This is a genomic window from Bacteroides difficilis (assembly GCF_048319815.1).
Lineage (GTDB): Bacteria > Bacteroidota > Bacteroidia > Bacteroidales > Bacteroidaceae > Bacteroides > Bacteroides zhangwenhongii.
On sequence record NZ_CP182814.1, the window covers coordinates 3,297,979 to 3,313,525 of the forward strand.

General features: G+C 43.1%; 16 protein-coding genes. 9 read left to right on the forward strand and 7 right to left on the reverse strand.

Annotated features, from left to right (window positions below; all coding sequences use genetic code 11):
* Positions 1 to 4 precede the first annotated feature (4 nt).
* From ACNOGP_RS12505 to ACNOGP_RS12515, 3 genes are all read right to left on the reverse strand, one after another.
* Positions 5 to 679 carry a YggS family pyridoxal phosphate-dependent enzyme gene (locus ACNOGP_RS12505; RefSeq protein ID WP_195475275.1) on the reverse strand — a complete coding sequence of 225 codons (675 nt, stop codon included), beginning with the start codon at positions 677 to 679 and terminating at the stop codon, positions 5 to 7.
* 6 nt (positions 680 to 685) lie between these two features.
* Complete coding sequence (locus tag ACNOGP_RS12510; protein ID WP_007766393.1) at positions 686 to 1,165, reverse strand: DUF4494 domain-containing protein; 480 nt, start codon at positions 1,163 to 1,165, stop codon at positions 686 to 688.
* An 83-nt stretch (positions 1,166 to 1,248) separates the two neighbouring features.
* Positions 1,249 to 1,812 (reverse strand): HdeD family acid-resistance protein, encoded by a 564-nt coding sequence (locus ACNOGP_RS12515; RefSeq protein ID WP_007766395.1) that lies wholly within the window; start codon positions 1,810 to 1,812, stop codon positions 1,249 to 1,251.
* A 135-nt stretch (positions 1,813 to 1,947) separates the two neighbouring features.
* Here ACNOGP_RS12515 and tpx point away from each other — a divergent pair, with 135 nt between their 5' ends.
* On the forward strand, positions 1,948 to 2,445 hold the full coding sequence (tpx, locus tag ACNOGP_RS12520) for a thiol peroxidase (protein ID WP_186968466.1): 498 nt from the start codon (positions 1,948 to 1,950) through the stop codon (positions 2,443 to 2,445).
* A 108-nt stretch (positions 2,446 to 2,553) separates the two neighbouring features.
* Here tpx and ACNOGP_RS12525 read toward each other — a convergent pair whose 3' ends face one another.
* From ACNOGP_RS12525 to ACNOGP_RS12540, 4 genes are read right to left on the reverse strand one after another with little or no spacing between them, the layout of a single operon-like run.
* On the reverse strand, positions 2,554 to 3,192 hold the full coding sequence (locus tag ACNOGP_RS12525) for a DedA family protein (protein WP_186926661.1): 639 nt from the start codon (positions 3,190 to 3,192) through the stop codon (positions 2,554 to 2,556).
* A gap of 33 nt (positions 3,193 to 3,225) precedes the next feature.
* Positions 3,226 to 4,689, reverse strand: a complete 1,464-nt coding sequence (locus ACNOGP_RS12530; protein ID WP_418212933.1) for a tetratricopeptide repeat protein — start codon at positions 4,687 to 4,689, stop codon at positions 3,226 to 3,228.
* Positions 4,690 to 4,700: 11 nt separating this feature from the next.
* Positions 4,701 to 6,443 (reverse strand): glutamine--tRNA ligase/YqeY domain fusion protein, encoded by a 1,743-nt coding sequence (locus ACNOGP_RS12535; protein WP_418212934.1) that lies wholly within the window; start codon positions 6,441 to 6,443, stop codon positions 4,701 to 4,703.
* Positions 6,444 to 6,493: 50 nt separating this feature from the next.
* Positions 6,494 to 7,306 (reverse strand): PstS family phosphate ABC transporter substrate-binding protein, encoded by an 813-nt coding sequence (locus ACNOGP_RS12540; RefSeq protein WP_418212935.1) that lies wholly within the window; start codon positions 7,304 to 7,306, stop codon positions 6,494 to 6,496.
* Positions 7,307 to 7,498: 192 nt separating this feature from the next.
* Here ACNOGP_RS12540 and pstC point away from each other — a divergent pair, with 192 nt between their 5' ends.
* From pstC to ACNOGP_RS12580, 8 genes are all read left to right on the forward strand, one after another.
* On the forward strand, positions 7,499 to 8,695 hold the full coding sequence (pstC, locus tag ACNOGP_RS12545; RefSeq protein WP_418212936.1) for a phosphate ABC transporter permease subunit PstC: 1,197 nt from the start codon (positions 7,499 to 7,501) through the stop codon (positions 8,693 to 8,695).
* Position 8,696: 1 nt separating this feature from the next.
* On the forward strand, positions 8,697 to 9,572 hold the full coding sequence (gene pstA / locus ACNOGP_RS12550) for a phosphate ABC transporter permease PstA (protein ID WP_007766410.1): 876 nt from the start codon (positions 8,697 to 8,699) through the stop codon (positions 9,570 to 9,572).
* 10 nt (positions 9,573 to 9,582) lie between these two features.
* Positions 9,583 to 10,341: a phosphate ABC transporter ATP-binding protein PstB gene (pstB, locus tag ACNOGP_RS12555; protein WP_007766411.1), complete on the forward strand. Its 759-nt coding sequence runs from the start codon at positions 9,583 to 9,585 to the stop codon at positions 10,339 to 10,341.
* A 59-nt stretch (positions 10,342 to 10,400) separates the two neighbouring features.
* The gene (gene phoU, locus ACNOGP_RS12560; RefSeq protein WP_007758257.1) at positions 10,401 to 11,090 is read left to right on the forward strand and encodes a phosphate signaling complex protein PhoU; all 690 of its coding nucleotides are present in this window, start codon (positions 10,401 to 10,403) and stop codon (positions 11,088 to 11,090) included.
* A 451-nt stretch (positions 11,091 to 11,541) separates the two neighbouring features.
* On the forward strand, positions 11,542 to 11,922 hold the full coding sequence (locus ACNOGP_RS12565; protein ID WP_418212937.1) for a hypothetical protein: 381 nt from the start codon (positions 11,542 to 11,544) through the stop codon (positions 11,920 to 11,922).
* A 201-nt stretch (positions 11,923 to 12,123) separates the two neighbouring features.
* Positions 12,124 to 13,173, forward strand: a complete 1,050-nt coding sequence (locus tag ACNOGP_RS12570; protein ID WP_418212938.1) for a PDDEXK nuclease domain-containing protein — start codon at positions 12,124 to 12,126, stop codon at positions 13,171 to 13,173.
* A gap of 1,100 nt (positions 13,174 to 14,273) precedes the next feature.
* A complete protein-coding gene (locus ACNOGP_RS12575) occupies positions 14,274 to 14,738 on the forward strand; it encodes a lipocalin family protein (protein ID WP_418212939.1) in 465 nt (154 codons plus the stop codon).
* A 205-nt stretch (positions 14,739 to 14,943) separates the two neighbouring features.
* Positions 14,944 to 15,546: a riboflavin synthase gene (locus ACNOGP_RS12580; protein ID WP_186968455.1), complete on the forward strand. Its 603-nt coding sequence runs from the start codon at positions 14,944 to 14,946 to the stop codon at positions 15,544 to 15,546.
* The last annotated feature ends 1 nt before the right edge of the window (position 15,547 follow it).

The following is a 15,547-nucleotide window of genomic DNA, read 5'->3' on the forward strand; positions in this document are numbered from 1 at the left end:
TTGGTTAAATATTATATTCTCGTTCTCCGAAAATCTTGCTTCCTACCCGTACTAACGTACTTCCGGAGGCAATGGCTTCGTGATAATCGTGCGACATACCCATCGACAATTCCCGAAAGGCGTCCGAGTCGGCGAACCAGTTTGCTTTAATCTCCTTAAAGAGACTGTTCAATAAACGGAATTCACCGTTGATTTGTTCGATATTATCGGTGTTGCTTGCCATTCCCATCAAGCCGCAGATACGCACGTGTGCCAATGCTTTCCACTCTCCGGCATCCAGCATTTCCCTGCATTCTTCGGGGCTGAAACCGAATTTTGTTTCTTCCTGCGCCACGTGTATCTGCAACAGGCAGTTTACGGTACGTCCTGCCTTGCCTGCCTGCTTGTTGACTTCTGCCAGCAATTTATAGGTATCAATGCCATGTATCATCGCTACGTATGGTATCATGTATTTGATTTTGTTACTTTGCAAGTGCCCGATAAAATGCCATTCGATGTCTTTGGGTAAACTTTCGTATTTAGCTGTCATTTCCTGCACCTTGCTCTCTCCAAAAATACGCTGTCCCGCCTGATATGCTTCTTCTATCGCTTCATTGGGATGGAATTTCGAGACAGCAACCAGCCGGACTCCTTGCGGGAGTTCGGCCAGTACTTGCTTTAAATTGTCAGCAATACTCATTGTCATTTATGCTTTTGCGGGGTCAAACTCCGGTTTGTCATTCGGTCCGGCACTGTAAGGGTAGACGTCCATCAACGGAGTCTCGGATACCATTCCGATCTGATAATCGGCCATTGTACCTTTCATTCCCTCGTCCAGCTTCTTCACCGCGTCTCGCAGGTCGGCAGCCTGTACCAACACTTGAGTGGATGTCTTTTTCTCCGCGCCGCTTTTTTCATCCAGCGTGATGAAAATAAGTTTGCATTTGAACCAGCGATCGGCACTTTCTTCGTCACTGGGGAAAAGTTCACTATAGTTGGCACGTTTAATGTCCGAAACGGTAAATTCTCCGGAGATAAACGGAGTCATTTCCTCGATGATTCGTGCCTCTGCTTCTGTAAAGCTGAGTGCGTCAACCAGATAAGGTTCTGTAACTTTCTTCTGCATTCCGTTTTCCATTACTTTCTCATAACGGATCTTGCACTCAAACCATGTATGCATTGCCATAATTTTCTTTCTGTTTAATTAGTTGATTCATGTAAATTGCCTACAAAGATAAACAAAATACCAAAGTAAGTGCCGAAAGATTTTTATTTTCTTTTATGTAAATTCTTTAGTTCAAATGAAAGCATGACACGGAAAAGTCCGATGATGAGGAATGCGAAAGAGATCATGTAGACTGCATAAAGGGCTCCTATGGCTGGTTGCCACAATATCAGCAATGAGCAGAGGATAGCCAGAATGCCGAATGCCATATACCATCCCCAGTCGCGGGTCCCGTAACGTTTCAGGTCGATGGAATAGCCGGTAGAAGAGAAACCGCGGAACATGAGCCAGAAGGCGATGATAAACGGAATGACTTCCATGCTGACCATCGGGTAAGCGATCAGGTAAATGCCTAGGATAAGGTCGATGATTCCTCCTACAACGTACCATCCCCAACTGGGAACACCTTTCTTGTTACTGATGGCGAAAATGATTTCCAAAATTCCGCTGACCAGCATAGATACGCTGAAGATAATACTTAAAGCTATGTAACTGCTTACGGGGGAGAACATGAGCCAAAGGGCTACGATAATATACACGATTCCCAGAAGAAGGGAAGTCCACCAGTTCTTTACTGAATGTTGAATCTCATTGAATACTGTTTCCATACATTTTCTATTTTAAATTGTTACTAGAATAATTTCGTTGTGAGATAACAAATTCAATTTGGAAAAGGTTTTCCGTGAACATATTTTGGGTAATTGTTGTTTCTATATAAAGTAATTTTTAAATAGATATGCATTATGGCAACAACAAATTTCAAAGGACAACCGGTAAAACTGATCGGTGAATTTATACAAGTAGGTAAAGTCGCTCCCGACTTTGAATTGGTAAAAACAGATTTGTCTTCTTTCTCATTGAAAGATCTGAATGGCAAGAATGTGATTCTGAATATTTTCCCAAGTCTGGATACCAGTGTTTGTGCTACTTCGGTACGCAAATTCAACAAGATGGCTGCCGGACTGAAAGATACGGTGGTATTGGCTATCTCCAAAGACCTTCCTTTTGCGCACGGCCGTTTCTGTACAACGGAAGGTATTGAGAACGTGATTCCATTGTCTGATTTCCGTTTCTCCGATTTCGACGAAAGCTATGGAGTGCGCATGGCGGACGGTCCGTTGGCAGGGCTGCTGGCTCGTGCGGTGGTAGTGATCGGAAAGGATGGCAAAGTGGCCTATACGGAACTTGTGCCGGAGATTACGCAGGAACCTGATTACGATAAGGCATTGGCTGCACTGTAAATCAGGGGGATGATTGCTTAGGATTAAACGCAGATAAACGCGGATTAACGCAAAAGATTATTTCTATTTGCGAAAATCCGCGTTTATCTGCGTTTTATGTTTTGAAGTTTATTTCTTCTTCATTCCTTTATAAACCAGGAAGGCAACGATAAACACACCGAGGGCAATGAAGCCATAGCCTATTTCGTGGCTGTATTCCGTTACTTTGGCAATCAACTGTTCCTCACTCTCGATTCCCGGCACTTTGGACAAGTGGTAGCCGATAATGGCTAGAATGGCATTCCACAATCCTGCTCCTAAAGTGGTGTATAGCAAGAAAGTGGTCAACTTCATCCGTGCCAGCCCGGCAGGTATGGAGATCAATTGGCGGACAGCCGGAATCAGTCGGCCGATAAATGTGGAAAGCGCACCATGTTTGTCGAAATAAGTTTCAGCGTTGCGCACTTTGGCTTCATCAATAAGGCACATATGCCCGAAACGGCTGTTGGCAAACTTATAGACGATAGGACGTCCCAACCACTTTGCCAGAAAATAGTTAATCAATGCTCCGATATTGGCTCCGATGGTAGCGAACAAAATCACCAGATAGATATTAAGCTCGTCGTTGACTGCGGCTTTATATGCTGCCGGCGGGATGACCACTTCCGAAGGGAAAGGGATAAAGGAACTTTCGATAGTCATTAATAAAGTGATAGTCCAATAATTCAAATGATCCAGACACCACTGGATAAAAGCTACTGATTCCATGATTTTTAGGGCTAGGGTTTATTAAATTGATGATTATTTTCCTTTGTTTTTCTTACTCTCCTTTTTCTCCTTTTTCTCCTTTTTCATACGTGCCAGTATCTTCTTGAATATTTTCCGTTGTTCTTCGTTCTGACACGCATAATTTATCAAATCCGAAAGGGCTTCCTCTGTGACCGGATGCGCGCAGTCGTTGTTATATTTGAAGAAACTTTCTATGTCCCCGTAAGCCAGACTGCAAACGCTCAATTTCTCCGCAACGTCTTCAAATTTCGGATCAAGAGCATATACTTTCTCTAAGTAATATTGACTTTCGATCTCATAGTTGTTCTCCATATAGGCACAGGCTATCATGTAATACATATCTATGCTGGAATCTATATCCGATAACTTGATGAAGCAGATTCTGGCTTTTTCAAGTTTCCTTTCTAGCAAATAGATTTTGCCTTCGGTCAGGAGGATTGTCGCGTCTTTCGGATGGATTTTGCTTATTTTCTTACAAGTCTGATGTGCTTCCTTGTATCTTCCCAATTCGGCTAAGGCATTCGCTTTATTGGTATAAATGTCTATTGATAAAGCAGACTCATTACCGTTGCTTTTTTCTAAAAAATCGATTACTTTGTCATAATACTCATTCGCTTTTTCCCAATCTTCTTTGGCGCTGTAACACAGTCCGATGAACATATAGCCCATATCGGGGGAGATGGCCTTGCATTCCATCGCTTTCTTATAATTTTCGATGGACTTGTCGAAGTTGTTCAGTTGGAAAAAGGAATGTGCTTTGGTGGTATATGCTTCTCCGTCAGATTCATCGGCTGCCAATGCGAAATCACAGGCTTCGATAGCCTTGTCCCATTTTGATTGGAAGAAGTAGCATTTTGCCAATCCTGTCCAATAAGGGGTATTATAAGGCTCTATATCAAGTAATTGATTGTATATCTTGATTGCTGAGTCCAATTGTTGGGTGGCTAATGCGTAATCGGCTTGGAGAGCCATAAACTCTTTTGCCTCAGAGTATGTCTTTTCCCCTTTTTCCATCCATTCTTTTGCCATATCGGGATATCCCATCTCCAGATAGAGATAGACAACCTCGCAGATTCTGCCGAGTTCGTCCGCATCTTCAATGGTAGCTAATAGTGACCGGGTTTCTTCGAGTTGCCCTTCATTCAGTAACAATTCGGCCTTCAGCATTTTCACTTCGGGATCATACGCTTCGGTGATGGAATCCAGTACCTGTTTTGCTTTCTGCAGGTTCCGGGTGTCCAAATAAAGGTATGCCTGTTCCACTAGCAGGTCGGTGTTTCCCGGATGTAATTGAAGTCCGTAAGTGACGGCTTCTTGCGCTTCCTCAAATTTACTTCTGGAGGCATACCAATCAGAGATATCAGCCAATTGGTCTCCATCCAGATAGAGTTGTCTGTTTTCGGCTTTTGCAGCCTCGTAGTTTGTGATCAGTTTTTCCAGTTCTTTTTTTTCAGACGGAATGTTTTTTCTACTCATTATTTTATATTTTATTTATTGATCTTGCCCCATGTGTCTTTTAATCCCACAGTGCGGTTGAAGATCAGATTTTCCGGTGTTGAGTCCTTGTCAATATTGAAATATCCAATCCGTTGGAACTGTAAGTAGGAGAGGGTGGGCAGTGTAGCTGCGAACTTTTCTATGTAGCAGTTAGGGAGAACTTTCAATGAGTCCGGGTTAATAATTTCTTTCATGGCTTCCAGTGCCTCGCAATTTTTCGCTTCGCGGATGGCAGCCAGTTCGTCACGCGGATTTTCTACTTTCCACAGACGGTCGTACAAACGCACCTCTGCTTGTATGCAGTGGTTGCAGCTCACCCAGTGAAGCGTACCTTTCACTTTGCGGTTCGCGTCCGGCATACCGCTGCGGGTGTTCGGGTCATATTCGCAGTACACTTCCGTGATCACGCCGTTTTCATCTTTCTTGCAGCCGGTACATTTCACGATATAAGCATTCTTGAGACGTACTTCCTGTCCGGGTGTCATGCGGAAATATTTCCTGGGAGCATCTTCCATGAAGTCTTCACGTTCCATCCACAACTCGCGGCTGAACTCAATCAAGTGGCTTCCCGCTTCCGGATCTTCCGGGTTATTGATGGCTTCCAATTCTTCTACTTGTCCTTCCGGATAGTTCGTGATGACGAGTTTCACCGGATTGATTACTGCGGACACGCGGGTAGCGCGGCTGTTCAGGTCTTCGCGGACAGAACTTTCGAGCAGTGCGATGTCATTCAGCGCGTCGTATGTGGTATAACCGATTTTGTCGATAAACTTATGGATGGATTCCGGCGAGTAACCGCGACGGCGGAAACCGCAGATGGTCGGCATACGGGGATCGTCCCATCCGTTCACCAGCCCCTCTTTTACCAGAGTGAGCAGGTTGCGTTTGCTCATCAGCGTATAGCTCAGGTTCAGTTTGTTGAACTCGGTCTGACGGGGACGGTTGTCATTCAGGTCTTTCCCTTCTTTCAGCCAGTCGATGAAGAGGTCGTAGAGCGGGCGGTGTACCACAAACTCAAGCGTACACAGTGAATGGGTCACCCCTTCGAAGAAGTCGCTCTGACCGTGCGCGAAATCATACATCGGGTAGGCTTTCCATGTAGTGCCGGTACGGTGATGCGGATGTTTCACCACACGATAAATAATCGGGTCGCGGAAGTGCATATTCGGGTTGGCCATATCGATTTTGGCGCGAAGCACCATAGCGCCCTCTTCAATCTCTCCGCTATTCATTTTCTTGAAAAGTTCGAGACTCTCTTCAATCGGACGGTTGCGGTAAGGGCTTTCCACACCCGGTTGGGTAGGAGTGCCTTTTTGCTGTGCGATCTGTTCGGAACTCTGTTCGTCGATATATGCTTTACCTTCCTGAATCAGACGGATGGCGAAGTCCCATAATTGTTGGAAGTAGTCGGAAGCATAATATTCATTTCCCCAACGGTAGCCTAACCATTGGATGTCTTCTTTGATAGCTTCTACATATTCCACATCCTCTTTGGTGGGGTTTGTGTCGTCGAAACGAAGGTTGCATACACCGCCATGTTTTTCTGCAATGCCGAAATCGAGGCAAATGGCTTTGGCATGGCCGATGTGAAGGTATCCGTTTGGCTCGGGCGGGAAACGTGTCTGTACTTTTCCACCGTTTTTACCTTCTTTCAAGTCTTTTTCTACTGCCTGTTCTATAAAGTTCAAGCTCTTTTTTTCACTTGCTACTTCTTCGTTTTTAATATCTGTCATAACGTTTTATGCTAATACATGATTCAGGCTACAAAAGTAGGACATTTTTTTTATTTAACCGGAATATAACCGCTCTTTTTTATAATGTCCTGTCCGTCGGGAGAAAGAATGTACTGAATCAAAGGATCGATTTCCGCTTTCTTCTTTACATTGTAATAGTAGTAAAGCGGGCGGACGATGGGATAAGTCTTGTTGGTGGCATTCTCTACTGTGGGGGTTGCATAATGTTTTCCGTCGTAGGATACGGAAAGGGTTTTGACACGTGGAGATACATAGGCAAGTCCGACATATCCGATGGCTCCTTTGGTCTGGCTGACCGACTGGATGATGGCGCCCGTTGCGGGCATGGAAAGGCTGCTCGCCATATAGTTTTTGTTTTTGAGTACGCTCTCTTTGAAAAATTCATAAGTGCCGGAAGAGGTCTCGCGGGAGTAAACCACAATTTTGCGGTCGTCACCGCCTACTTGCTTCCAATTGGTGATTTTCCCCCGAAAAATGTCTTCCAGTTGTTGGCGGGTGAGTTGCTTTACCGGGTTGGAAGGATGTGCTACTACGGCAAGGGCGTCATACGCCACAACTATTTCGGCTACATCTTCTCCCGCACTCTTGATTTTCATCTTTTCGCTGAACTTGATAGGGCGGGAAGCCATTGCGATGTCCGTCGTGTTGTCCAGTAGCGCGGAAATTCCTACGCCGGTTCCTCCGCCGGTCACGGTGACACGGGTGTCTGGGTATTGGTTCATAAACCGTTCTGCTGTCTGCTGGGCGACAGGTAGTACCGTATCACTGCCTTTGATGCGTTGCGCGCTGGCACTGATTGACAGTAAGGACAGGGCTATTAATAAATTTCTTCTTACTTTCATAAATCTTCTTTTTTTGTACGGATGCAAATGAATACGGATGCAAATAAAGCAATCGGATGTTACATTTCTATTGCATCCGGCGGGCAAAAGGTGTTTGTAACACAAATGTAACAAGATTGAAACATTTCCTTCAAACGTTAGTCACACCTCCTTAATAAGGAGGCGCTTTCTTTGCATCAGAAATCGACAGGTATGAAGAAATTTTTAGAAAAGATTATAGAAGGGATTCTGACTTGCAGCGGTTTCGTAACAAGTATTACGATTCTGCTGATTGTACTCTTCCTGTTTACGGAGGCTTTCGGGCTATTCAGAAGCAAAGTGATCGAGGAAGGTTATGTGCTGGCGCTGAATAAAAGTAATAAGGTAAGCGTTCTGAGTCCGGCTCAGATAAAGAATGTTTTTGACGGGGAGATAACCAATTGGAGGGAACTCGGTGGGGAAGATCTCCCTATCCGGGTTTTTCGTCTGGAGGATATTACACAATATTATACGGAGGAGGAACTCGGAGCTGCCTATGAGTATGCGGGAGATAAGATAACGGAACTGGTGGAGAAAACACCGGGTATCGTGGCTTTTGTTCCGCAGCAGTTTATCGTTCATCCGGATGCGGTGCATTTTATAGAGGACAACACCATTTCCGTGAAAGATGTCTTTGCGGGAGCCGAATGGTTTCCGACAGCGACTCCGGCCGCACAGTTCGGCTTCCTGCCTTTGATTGGCGGTACGTTGTGGGTGAGCCTGTTTGCCATTCTTTTCGCGCTGCCTTTCGGACTTTCGGTTTCTATCTATATGTCCGAAGTAGCCCATCCGAAAGTACGGAACTGGCTGAAGCCGGTCATTGAATTGTTGAGTGGCATTCCTTCCGTTGTCTATGGCTTTTTCGGTTTGATCGTCATTGTCCCGTTGATTCAGAAATTGTTTGATCTTCCGGTAGGGGAAAGCGGTCTGGCAGGGAGTATCGTGTTGGCTATAATGGCGCTGCCTACTATTATAACAGTGACGGAAGATGCGATGAGGAATTGTCCGCGCGCCATGCGTGAAGCGAGTCTGGCGCTGGGGGCTTCACAGTGGCAGACTATATATAAGGTAGTGATTCCTTATTCCATCTCGGGCATTACGTCCGGCGTGGTGCTGGGTATCGGGCGGGCTATCGGAGAAACGATGGCGGTATTGATGGTGACGGGAAACGCAGCCGTGATTCCGACCACTATTCTGGAGCCGTTGCGTACGATTCCTGCCACCATTGCGGCGGAATTGGGAGAAGCACCGGCGGGAGGTCCGCATTATCAGGCATTGTTCCTGCTGGGTGTCGTGTTGTTCTTCATTACACTGATCATCAACTTTAGTGTGGAATACATTTCTTCTAAAGGACTAAAACGAAGTAAATAATATGGAAATAAGGAGTAATAATAAAGCCAAGCACCGTTCGCAGAAGATCGCTTTCGGCCTGTTCCGATTGTTGAGCCTTTGCATTGTGCTGATATTGTTTGTGATTCTGGGATTTATCATCTATAAAGGAATCGGTGCCATCAGCTGGGAGTTTATCACTTCGTCTCCTACGGATGGAATGACGGGAGGAGGCATCTGGCCGGCTATTGTCGGTACTTTTTATCTGATGGTGGGCAGTGCGCTGTTTGCTTTTCCGGTGGGGGTGATGAGTGGAATCTATATGAACGAGTATGCGCCGAAAGGCAAATTGGTGCGCTTTATCCGGGTGATGACGAACAATCTGAGTGGTATTCCCTCTATTGTGTTCGGTTTGTTCGGTATGGCGCTTTTTGTCAATTATATGGGGTTCGGTGATAGTATTTTGGCCGGTTCTTTGACATTAGGCTTACTTTGTGTACCTTTGGTTATCCGGACGACGGAAGAGGCTTTGAAGGCGATTCCCGACAGTATGCGTGAGGGAAGCCGGGCGCTGGGAGCGACGAAGTTGCAGACGATCTGGCACGTTATTCTTCCGATGGGCATGCCGAATATCATCACCGGGCTGATTCTTGCTTTGGGACGAGTGTCGGGAGAGACGGCGCCGATTCTGTTCACCTGTGCCGCCTATTTCCTTCCGCATCTTCCGGCAAGCATTCTGGATCAGTGTATGGCGTTGCCTTATCATCTGTATGTGATTTCTACAAGTGGAACGGATATGGAGGCGCAGCTGCCATTGGCATACGGTACGGCATTGGTACTGATTATGATTATTCTGCTGGTGAATTTGCTGGCGAATGCGTTGAGAAAGTATTTTGAGAAAAGGGTAAAAACGAATTGAGTTAGTATATATGGATACAGTGAAAATAGATGCGCGCGACGTGAATTTCTGGTATGGTGATTTCCATGCGTTGAAAGGTATCAGTATGCAGATTGAAGAGAAGTCGGTTGTTGCCTTTATCGGGCCTTCCGGTTGTGGTAAATCTACCTTCCTCCGGCTTTTCAACCGGATGAACGATCTGATTCCCGCCACCCGTCTGGAAGGGGAGATTCGTATCGACGGGCAGAATATCTATTCTAAAAGCGTGGCGGTGGACGAACTGCGCAAGAATGTGGGAATGGTGTTTCAGCGTCCTAATCCTTTTCCGAAAAGCATATTCGAGAATGTGGCTTACGGACTTCGTGTGAATGGAGTGAAAGATAACGCTTTCATCCGCCAGCGTGTGGAGGAAACACTGAAAGGGGCGGCGCTTTGGGATGAGGTGAAAGATAAGTTGAAGGAATCGGCTTATGCCTTGTCCGGCGGACAGCAACAACGTCTTTGTATTGCCCGTGCTATGGCGGTGTCTCCTTCGGTGTTGCTGATGGACGAACCTGCGTCTGCGCTCGACCCTATCTCTACGGCAAAAGTGGAGGAGCTGATTCACGAGCTGAAAAAAGACTATACTATTGTGATTGTGACGCACAATATGCAGCAGGCGGCCCGTGTTAGCGACAAAACGGCTTTCTTTTATATGGGCGAGATGGTGGAATTCGATCAGACCAAGAAGATATTCACAAATCCGGAGAAAGAGGCTACGCAGAATTATATTACAGGTCGTTTCGGATAGAACGGTCTCCCTTGCCTGTGTTAGAAACAGAATATTAATCATTTATATATAAGTAGACTATGGTAAAGTTTATAGAATCGGAACTTGTTCTATTGAAGAAGGAAATTGACGAGATGTGGACGTTGGTGTACAACCAGCTCGACCGTGCCGGAGAGGCTGTATTGACTCTTGACAAAGAGTTGGCTCAGCAGGTGATGGTTCGCGAGCGTAGGGTGAATGCCTTTGAACTGAAGATAGACAGTGATGTGGAAGATATTATCGCGTTATATAATCCGGTGGCGATCGACCTGCGTTTTGTGCTGGCTATGCTGAAAATCAATACGAATCTGGAACGTTTGGGAGACTTTGCGGAAGGGATTGCCCGCTTTGTGATTCGTAGCAAAGAACCGGTGTTGGATGCGGAGCTGTTGAACCGTCTTCGGTTGGCGGAGATGCAGGCTGAGGTGTTGTCCATGCTGGAACTGGCGAAACGTGCCTTGAATGAGGAGAGTATTGAACTGGCGGCAGGTGTCTTTGCCAAAGATAATTTGCTGGATGAGATCAATGCCGGGGCAACAGGTATCATTGCGGACTATATTACCGAACATCCGGAAGCGGTACATACGGGTGTGGACTTGGTCAGCGTGTTCCGCAAATTGGAACGTGCAGGAGACCATATCACCAACATTGCTGAGGAAATCGTATTTTTCATTGATGCCAAAGTGTTAAAACATCGTGGAAAAACGGACGAAAATTATCCGGAGAAGTAATTTGGGACGAATTTTTAAACAGAAATTAGGTCTCCTTAAAAAAATATCTTATATTTGACTCCTGTAACGGGCTAGTTACAGGAGTTTTTGCGTCAAATGATAATAAATCCAAAGATTTTTCAAAAAGATGTTATATGACATGTTTTATAATTTGGATAGTATCGGTAAAAGCCCCTATATTTGCACCGTTATCCTGAAAACAATCTTTTTACCTTAAAAAAAAACTAATACCTATTGAAAACTGAAGAATGGAGCTTTGTGAAAAGCCCCATTTTTTTATGTCCTTACATTTGGGCTGTTTTAAAGTGTTGATTATCATGGTTGTGTGAAATTTTGGTTTTGAAAAAGGTACATATGTAAATAACTTTAAGTACCAATTTTAAGTACCATTTTTAGAACCATTTAGAGTTGCTAAAATATAAGTGATTGATAATCAGTAGGGATAAGAAAGATGGAAAAACAGCTTTTTGTAAAATTAAGCCTGAACTTCAATCTAAGAAGTTTCAAGGACGAGTCTGTAATGGCAATAATTTATGCAGTTGTAAATTTCAATGGTCAACAATTTAAGGTGAATACTAATATGAAAGTTTATAAGCCTAATTGGGATTATAGAAATCAGAAAGCTAAAGTAGAGTCTTATTTGACTAAACAAGAAAATTTGAATAATAGTATCGCTAACAAAAAAATAATCGAAATTAGGGAGAAGTTTGAGGAATTGAAGTTATTGTTTAATAAGTCAATTGACAACATTACACAAATGAAGGGGTTGAGGACTATAGATTGCGGACGAAGAAAATTCTCGATAATGATGCAACATCACGTTTTGCGCTAACTGATGGTGAACTTTATTAATGCAGTGCGACGATAGATTGAAGAGAAGTCGATAACGTGGTGGAGGGGCATTATGACCAACAGCAAAGGAGGGTGCTTTCAATAAGAAGATAACCCATATAGAGGCATGTTCAAATAATCGTAATATTTTGAAACACAATCAAATAAAATGAGTAACTTTGCAAATAAATTAAAGAGGAATATGGCTGACATAACAAACATACAAGAATCTGAATATGATGCAATTCTGCGACAGGCTGTCGCAGTTATTGACAGGACAAGAACAATGATAGCAACAACAATATGCTCTGCCATCGGTTCTGCCCATTGGGAAATCGGCAAATTGCTTCATGACAGAAAACTTGAAAGCAAGCATGGTAGCGGTGTCGTAAACCGCCTATCCTACGACTTGAAACATCGCTATCCGCAAATGGGTGTTTCTCCAAGAAATCTGTGGGATATGAAGAAGTTTTATGAACGTTTCTGCGACAGTGAGGCAAAACTGCGACAGGTTGTCGCAGTTTTGCCGTGGGGACATACATTGACCCTGATGCGTAAGTTCGGCGATGACGACAAAGCCATATTGTATTATGCGCAAGAAATTATATCAAAAGGATGGAATCGTGAACTGTTATCCAGTGCCATCACCCTTAAAATGCACTTAAAGAAGAATGAAACCTTGGATAATAATTTCGAGCAGATATTGCCATCCACACAAGCGATGTTTGCCAATGAAGTGTTCAAAAGCAGTTATAATCTTGGATTTCTTGGCGTAAAAGACACTATCTTGGAAACGGAACTGGAAACCCGATTGGTGGAAAAGGTTAAACATTTTCTTTTGGAACTTGGCAAAGGTTTCACCTATCTTGGTAATCAGTATGTGCTTGAGTATAACGGGAAACGGAGCAAGGTCGATATGCTTTTCTTCCACCGTGGTTTGCACTGCCTTGTAGCCATAGATTTGAAGATTGGCGAGTTTAGACCGGAATATGCAGGTAAGATGAACTATTACCTGTCATTGCTTGACCGTTTGGAACGAAGAGAGGACGAGAACCGTTCTATCGGCATCATATTGTGTGCAGAGAAAGACCGCGTGGAAGTGGAGCTTGCTTTAGAAGATATGGGCAAGCCTATTGGTGTGGCAGACTATCAGTTAATTGTTCCACAGGAGGAATTAAAGAAAGTGGTCGCAGACGAAATGGAAGCGTTTGGCAAAGAACTTCCTCTACGCACAGAAACCAAGAAGGAATAAATCAGCATTAGGAAATAACATGAGAAAGAGTCTCATAATTGAGGAATAAGGATAAAGGCAGCATTTTTACATTTATTCTTTTTGGGTGAATTTGAAAATAGTTGTTCTAACATCTCCCTTGTTACAGGTCTGTATATAATATCTGTATATGTGGTCTCTCTAATCTCTTGTGGTAAATAAGAGATCACGGTGTTCTTCTTTGGTGTTACTTGCATATTTGTGTGAAAATTAATAGGTTGTTAATTGATTTATCTATTGTAAAGTTACTGATAAGAATCAGGTAAAGCTAATGCAAAACATACATTCTGAATTATTGAGGTATATGTTCATTTTAAAAGAAAAGGATGAGGTAGCAGATGGCAACAGAATGGAATTATTGCTTCTATAAGAAGAACAATGAATGAGGATGTTGATATACTACCTTCAACTGAAAGAAAGCCAAGAAGCAAAGAACTATGCAGAGAACTTTGCCAAGTATTATGAGAGATATACTTAACTTAGACAATAATTAATTAAAATTGAAAAGCCGGTTATCAAAATTGATAGCTGGCTTTTTTATTTAAGTATAAGTTGTTAATTAGGACTGTATTGCATATTGCACCGGCTTATAATTTTAATGAACAATAGTTCTTGCTAATTAAACAGCTTTTAGTAACTTTGTGGCAATTTCAGACTTCTATGGAGATAGTTCTGAAAGGACATAGTTAACGAAGAGCGTTTAAGATATTATCTTGCATTGGAATCTGGACAATTTCATAAGGTGAAGATAATAGGCAAGAACGCTCACGTCAATGTTATATACCTATTCTTATATGGATAGTCTATATATCGTTTGGCGTGGGCTATTGTTTATTATTCACCTTAGGCAGTCCAGAGCCTCAATGCAGTAATATTCAGTAGTTCCCACGCTTTTTGTACGTAGTAGCCAATCATAGGGAACTAGTTGGCATTAAATACAAAATATAAGAACCGGACAGTTTATCTACTTTACCAATCTGTTTATTAAGAAGTGTGCAACTTTCCATGTTGTGTTCCTCGCACTTGCATCTCAATTATTAATGCTCTCTATTAGGGACGTAGAAGCATAAACAAATTATAAAATGAAAATACTAAGATTTATTGGAATGGCAGTAATTGCCGTGATTATGAGTGTAAACTTTGTTGCTTGTAGCGATGATGATGAAGACATTGATACAACACAGCTGGAAGGAACTTGGGGATTAACCAACGATGAAGGCTACGAAGTGTATGAAGGGGAAAAAGAAAGCTGGAATGACCAATATGACCCTGCTAATCCAATATCTGATTGTGAAAAGGTGATAATATCTAAGATTGCTGATAATACTTATTCAATGACTTATTACGATTATTACAACAACCAGTGGCATCAAAACGATACTGAGAAATTTACTTTAGATGGCAACAATCTGATTCCTGTGGATGGAGGTACAGAATTTATTTCTGTCAAATTACTTGTTGTTAATTCCAGTCAATTGGTAGTTGAACAAAAAGAAACTGACGAAGATGGAGACTTTTACCGTAAAATGACATATAAACGTATGTAATTTTCCACCCTTTCGGATTATAAGGTAGCATTTGAGAGATTCATCTGCTGCCTTTTTTACCATCTCTCTTGTCACAGGTCTGTGTGTAATATGAATTTTTTATGCTCTTATTTTCTATCCTCCTTGCTTATTCGTATCTTTGGCCCTTGCATTAAAGGAGTGCTTTAAACGTAGAATAGTAAATCATGAAATAATAAGTAGAATTATGTTTTCTGGAATTGTAGAAGAATATGCTACTTTGGTGGCGCTGGTGAAAGACCAGGAGAATATACACTTTACATTGAAGTGTTCGTTTGTGAATGAGTTGAAGATTGATCAGAGTATTTCTCACAATGGTGTATGTCTGACAGTCGTAAGTATGACGAATGACACGTATACGGTGACTGCTATGAAAGAAACGCTGGAACGGTCCAATCTCGGTCTGCTGAAAGTGGGAGACAAGGTGAATGTGGAGCGCAGCATGATGATGAACGGCCGGTTGGACGGTCATATTGTGCAGGGACACGTGGATCAGACCGCCACTTGTGTTGACATAAAGGATGCGGAAGGAAGCTGGTATTTTACATTCCGTTATGCGTTTGATAAGGAAATGGCGAAACGTGGATATATTACTGTGGATAAAGGTTCGGTGACGGTAAACGGTGTCAGTCTGACGGTATGCAATCCCACGGATGATACGTTCCAGGTGGCCATTATTCCTTATACTTACGAGCATACCAATTTCCATACGTTTGCCATTGGCAGTGTGGTGAATATAGAGTTTGACATTATCGGTAAGTATATCAGCCGGATGATTCAATATAAATAAG

Coding starts and splice junctions, on each gene's coding strand:
- ACNOGP_RS12510 (WP_007766393.1), bottom strand. CDS start 1,165: ATGGCAATGCATACATGGTTTGAGTGCAAGATCCGTTATGAGAAAGTA.
- ACNOGP_RS12565 (WP_418212937.1), top strand. CDS start 11,542: ATGGAAAAACAGCTTTTTGTAAAATTAAGCCTGAACTTCAATCTAAGA.
- ACNOGP_RS12575 (WP_418212939.1), top strand. CDS start 14,274: ATGAAAATACTAAGATTTATTGGAATGGCAGTAATTGCCGTGATTATG.
- pstB (WP_007766411.1), top strand. CDS start 9,583: ATGGATACAGTGAAAATAGATGCGCGCGACGTGAATTTCTGGTATGGT.
- ACNOGP_RS12580 (WP_186968455.1), top strand. CDS start 14,944: ATGTTTTCTGGAATTGTAGAAGAATATGCTACTTTGGTGGCGCTGGTG.
- pstA (WP_007766410.1), top strand. CDS start 8,697: ATGGAAATAAGGAGTAATAATAAAGCCAAGCACCGTTCGCAGAAGATC.
- tpx (WP_186968466.1), top strand. CDS start 1,948: ATGGCAACAACAAATTTCAAAGGACAACCGGTAAAACTGATCGGTGAA.
- ACNOGP_RS12515 (WP_007766395.1), bottom strand. CDS start 1,812: ATGGAAACAGTATTCAATGAGATTCAACATTCAGTAAAGAACTGGTGG.
- ACNOGP_RS12525 (WP_186926661.1), bottom strand. CDS start 3,192: ATGGAATCAGTAGCTTTTATCCAGTGGTGTCTGGATCATTTGAATTAT.
- ACNOGP_RS12535 (WP_418212934.1), bottom strand. CDS start 6,443: ATGACAGATATTAAAAACGAAGAAGTAGCAAGTGAAAAAAAGAGCTTG.
- phoU (WP_007758257.1), top strand. CDS start 10,401: ATGGTAAAGTTTATAGAATCGGAACTTGTTCTATTGAAGAAGGAAATT.
- ACNOGP_RS12505 (WP_195475275.1), bottom strand. CDS start 679: ATGAGTATTGCTGACAATTTAAAGCAAGTACTGGCCGAACTCCCGCAA.
- ACNOGP_RS12530 (WP_418212933.1), bottom strand. CDS start 4,689: ATGAGTAGAAAAAACATTCCGTCTGAAAAAAAAGAACTGGAAAAACTG.
- ACNOGP_RS12540 (WP_418212935.1), bottom strand. CDS start 7,306: ATGAAAGTAAGAAGAAATTTATTAATAGCCCTGTCCTTACTGTCAATC.
- pstC (WP_418212936.1), top strand. CDS start 7,499: ATGAAGAAATTTTTAGAAAAGATTATAGAAGGGATTCTGACTTGCAGC.
- ACNOGP_RS12570 (WP_418212938.1), top strand. CDS start 12,124: ATGGCTGACATAACAAACATACAAGAATCTGAATATGATGCAATTCTG.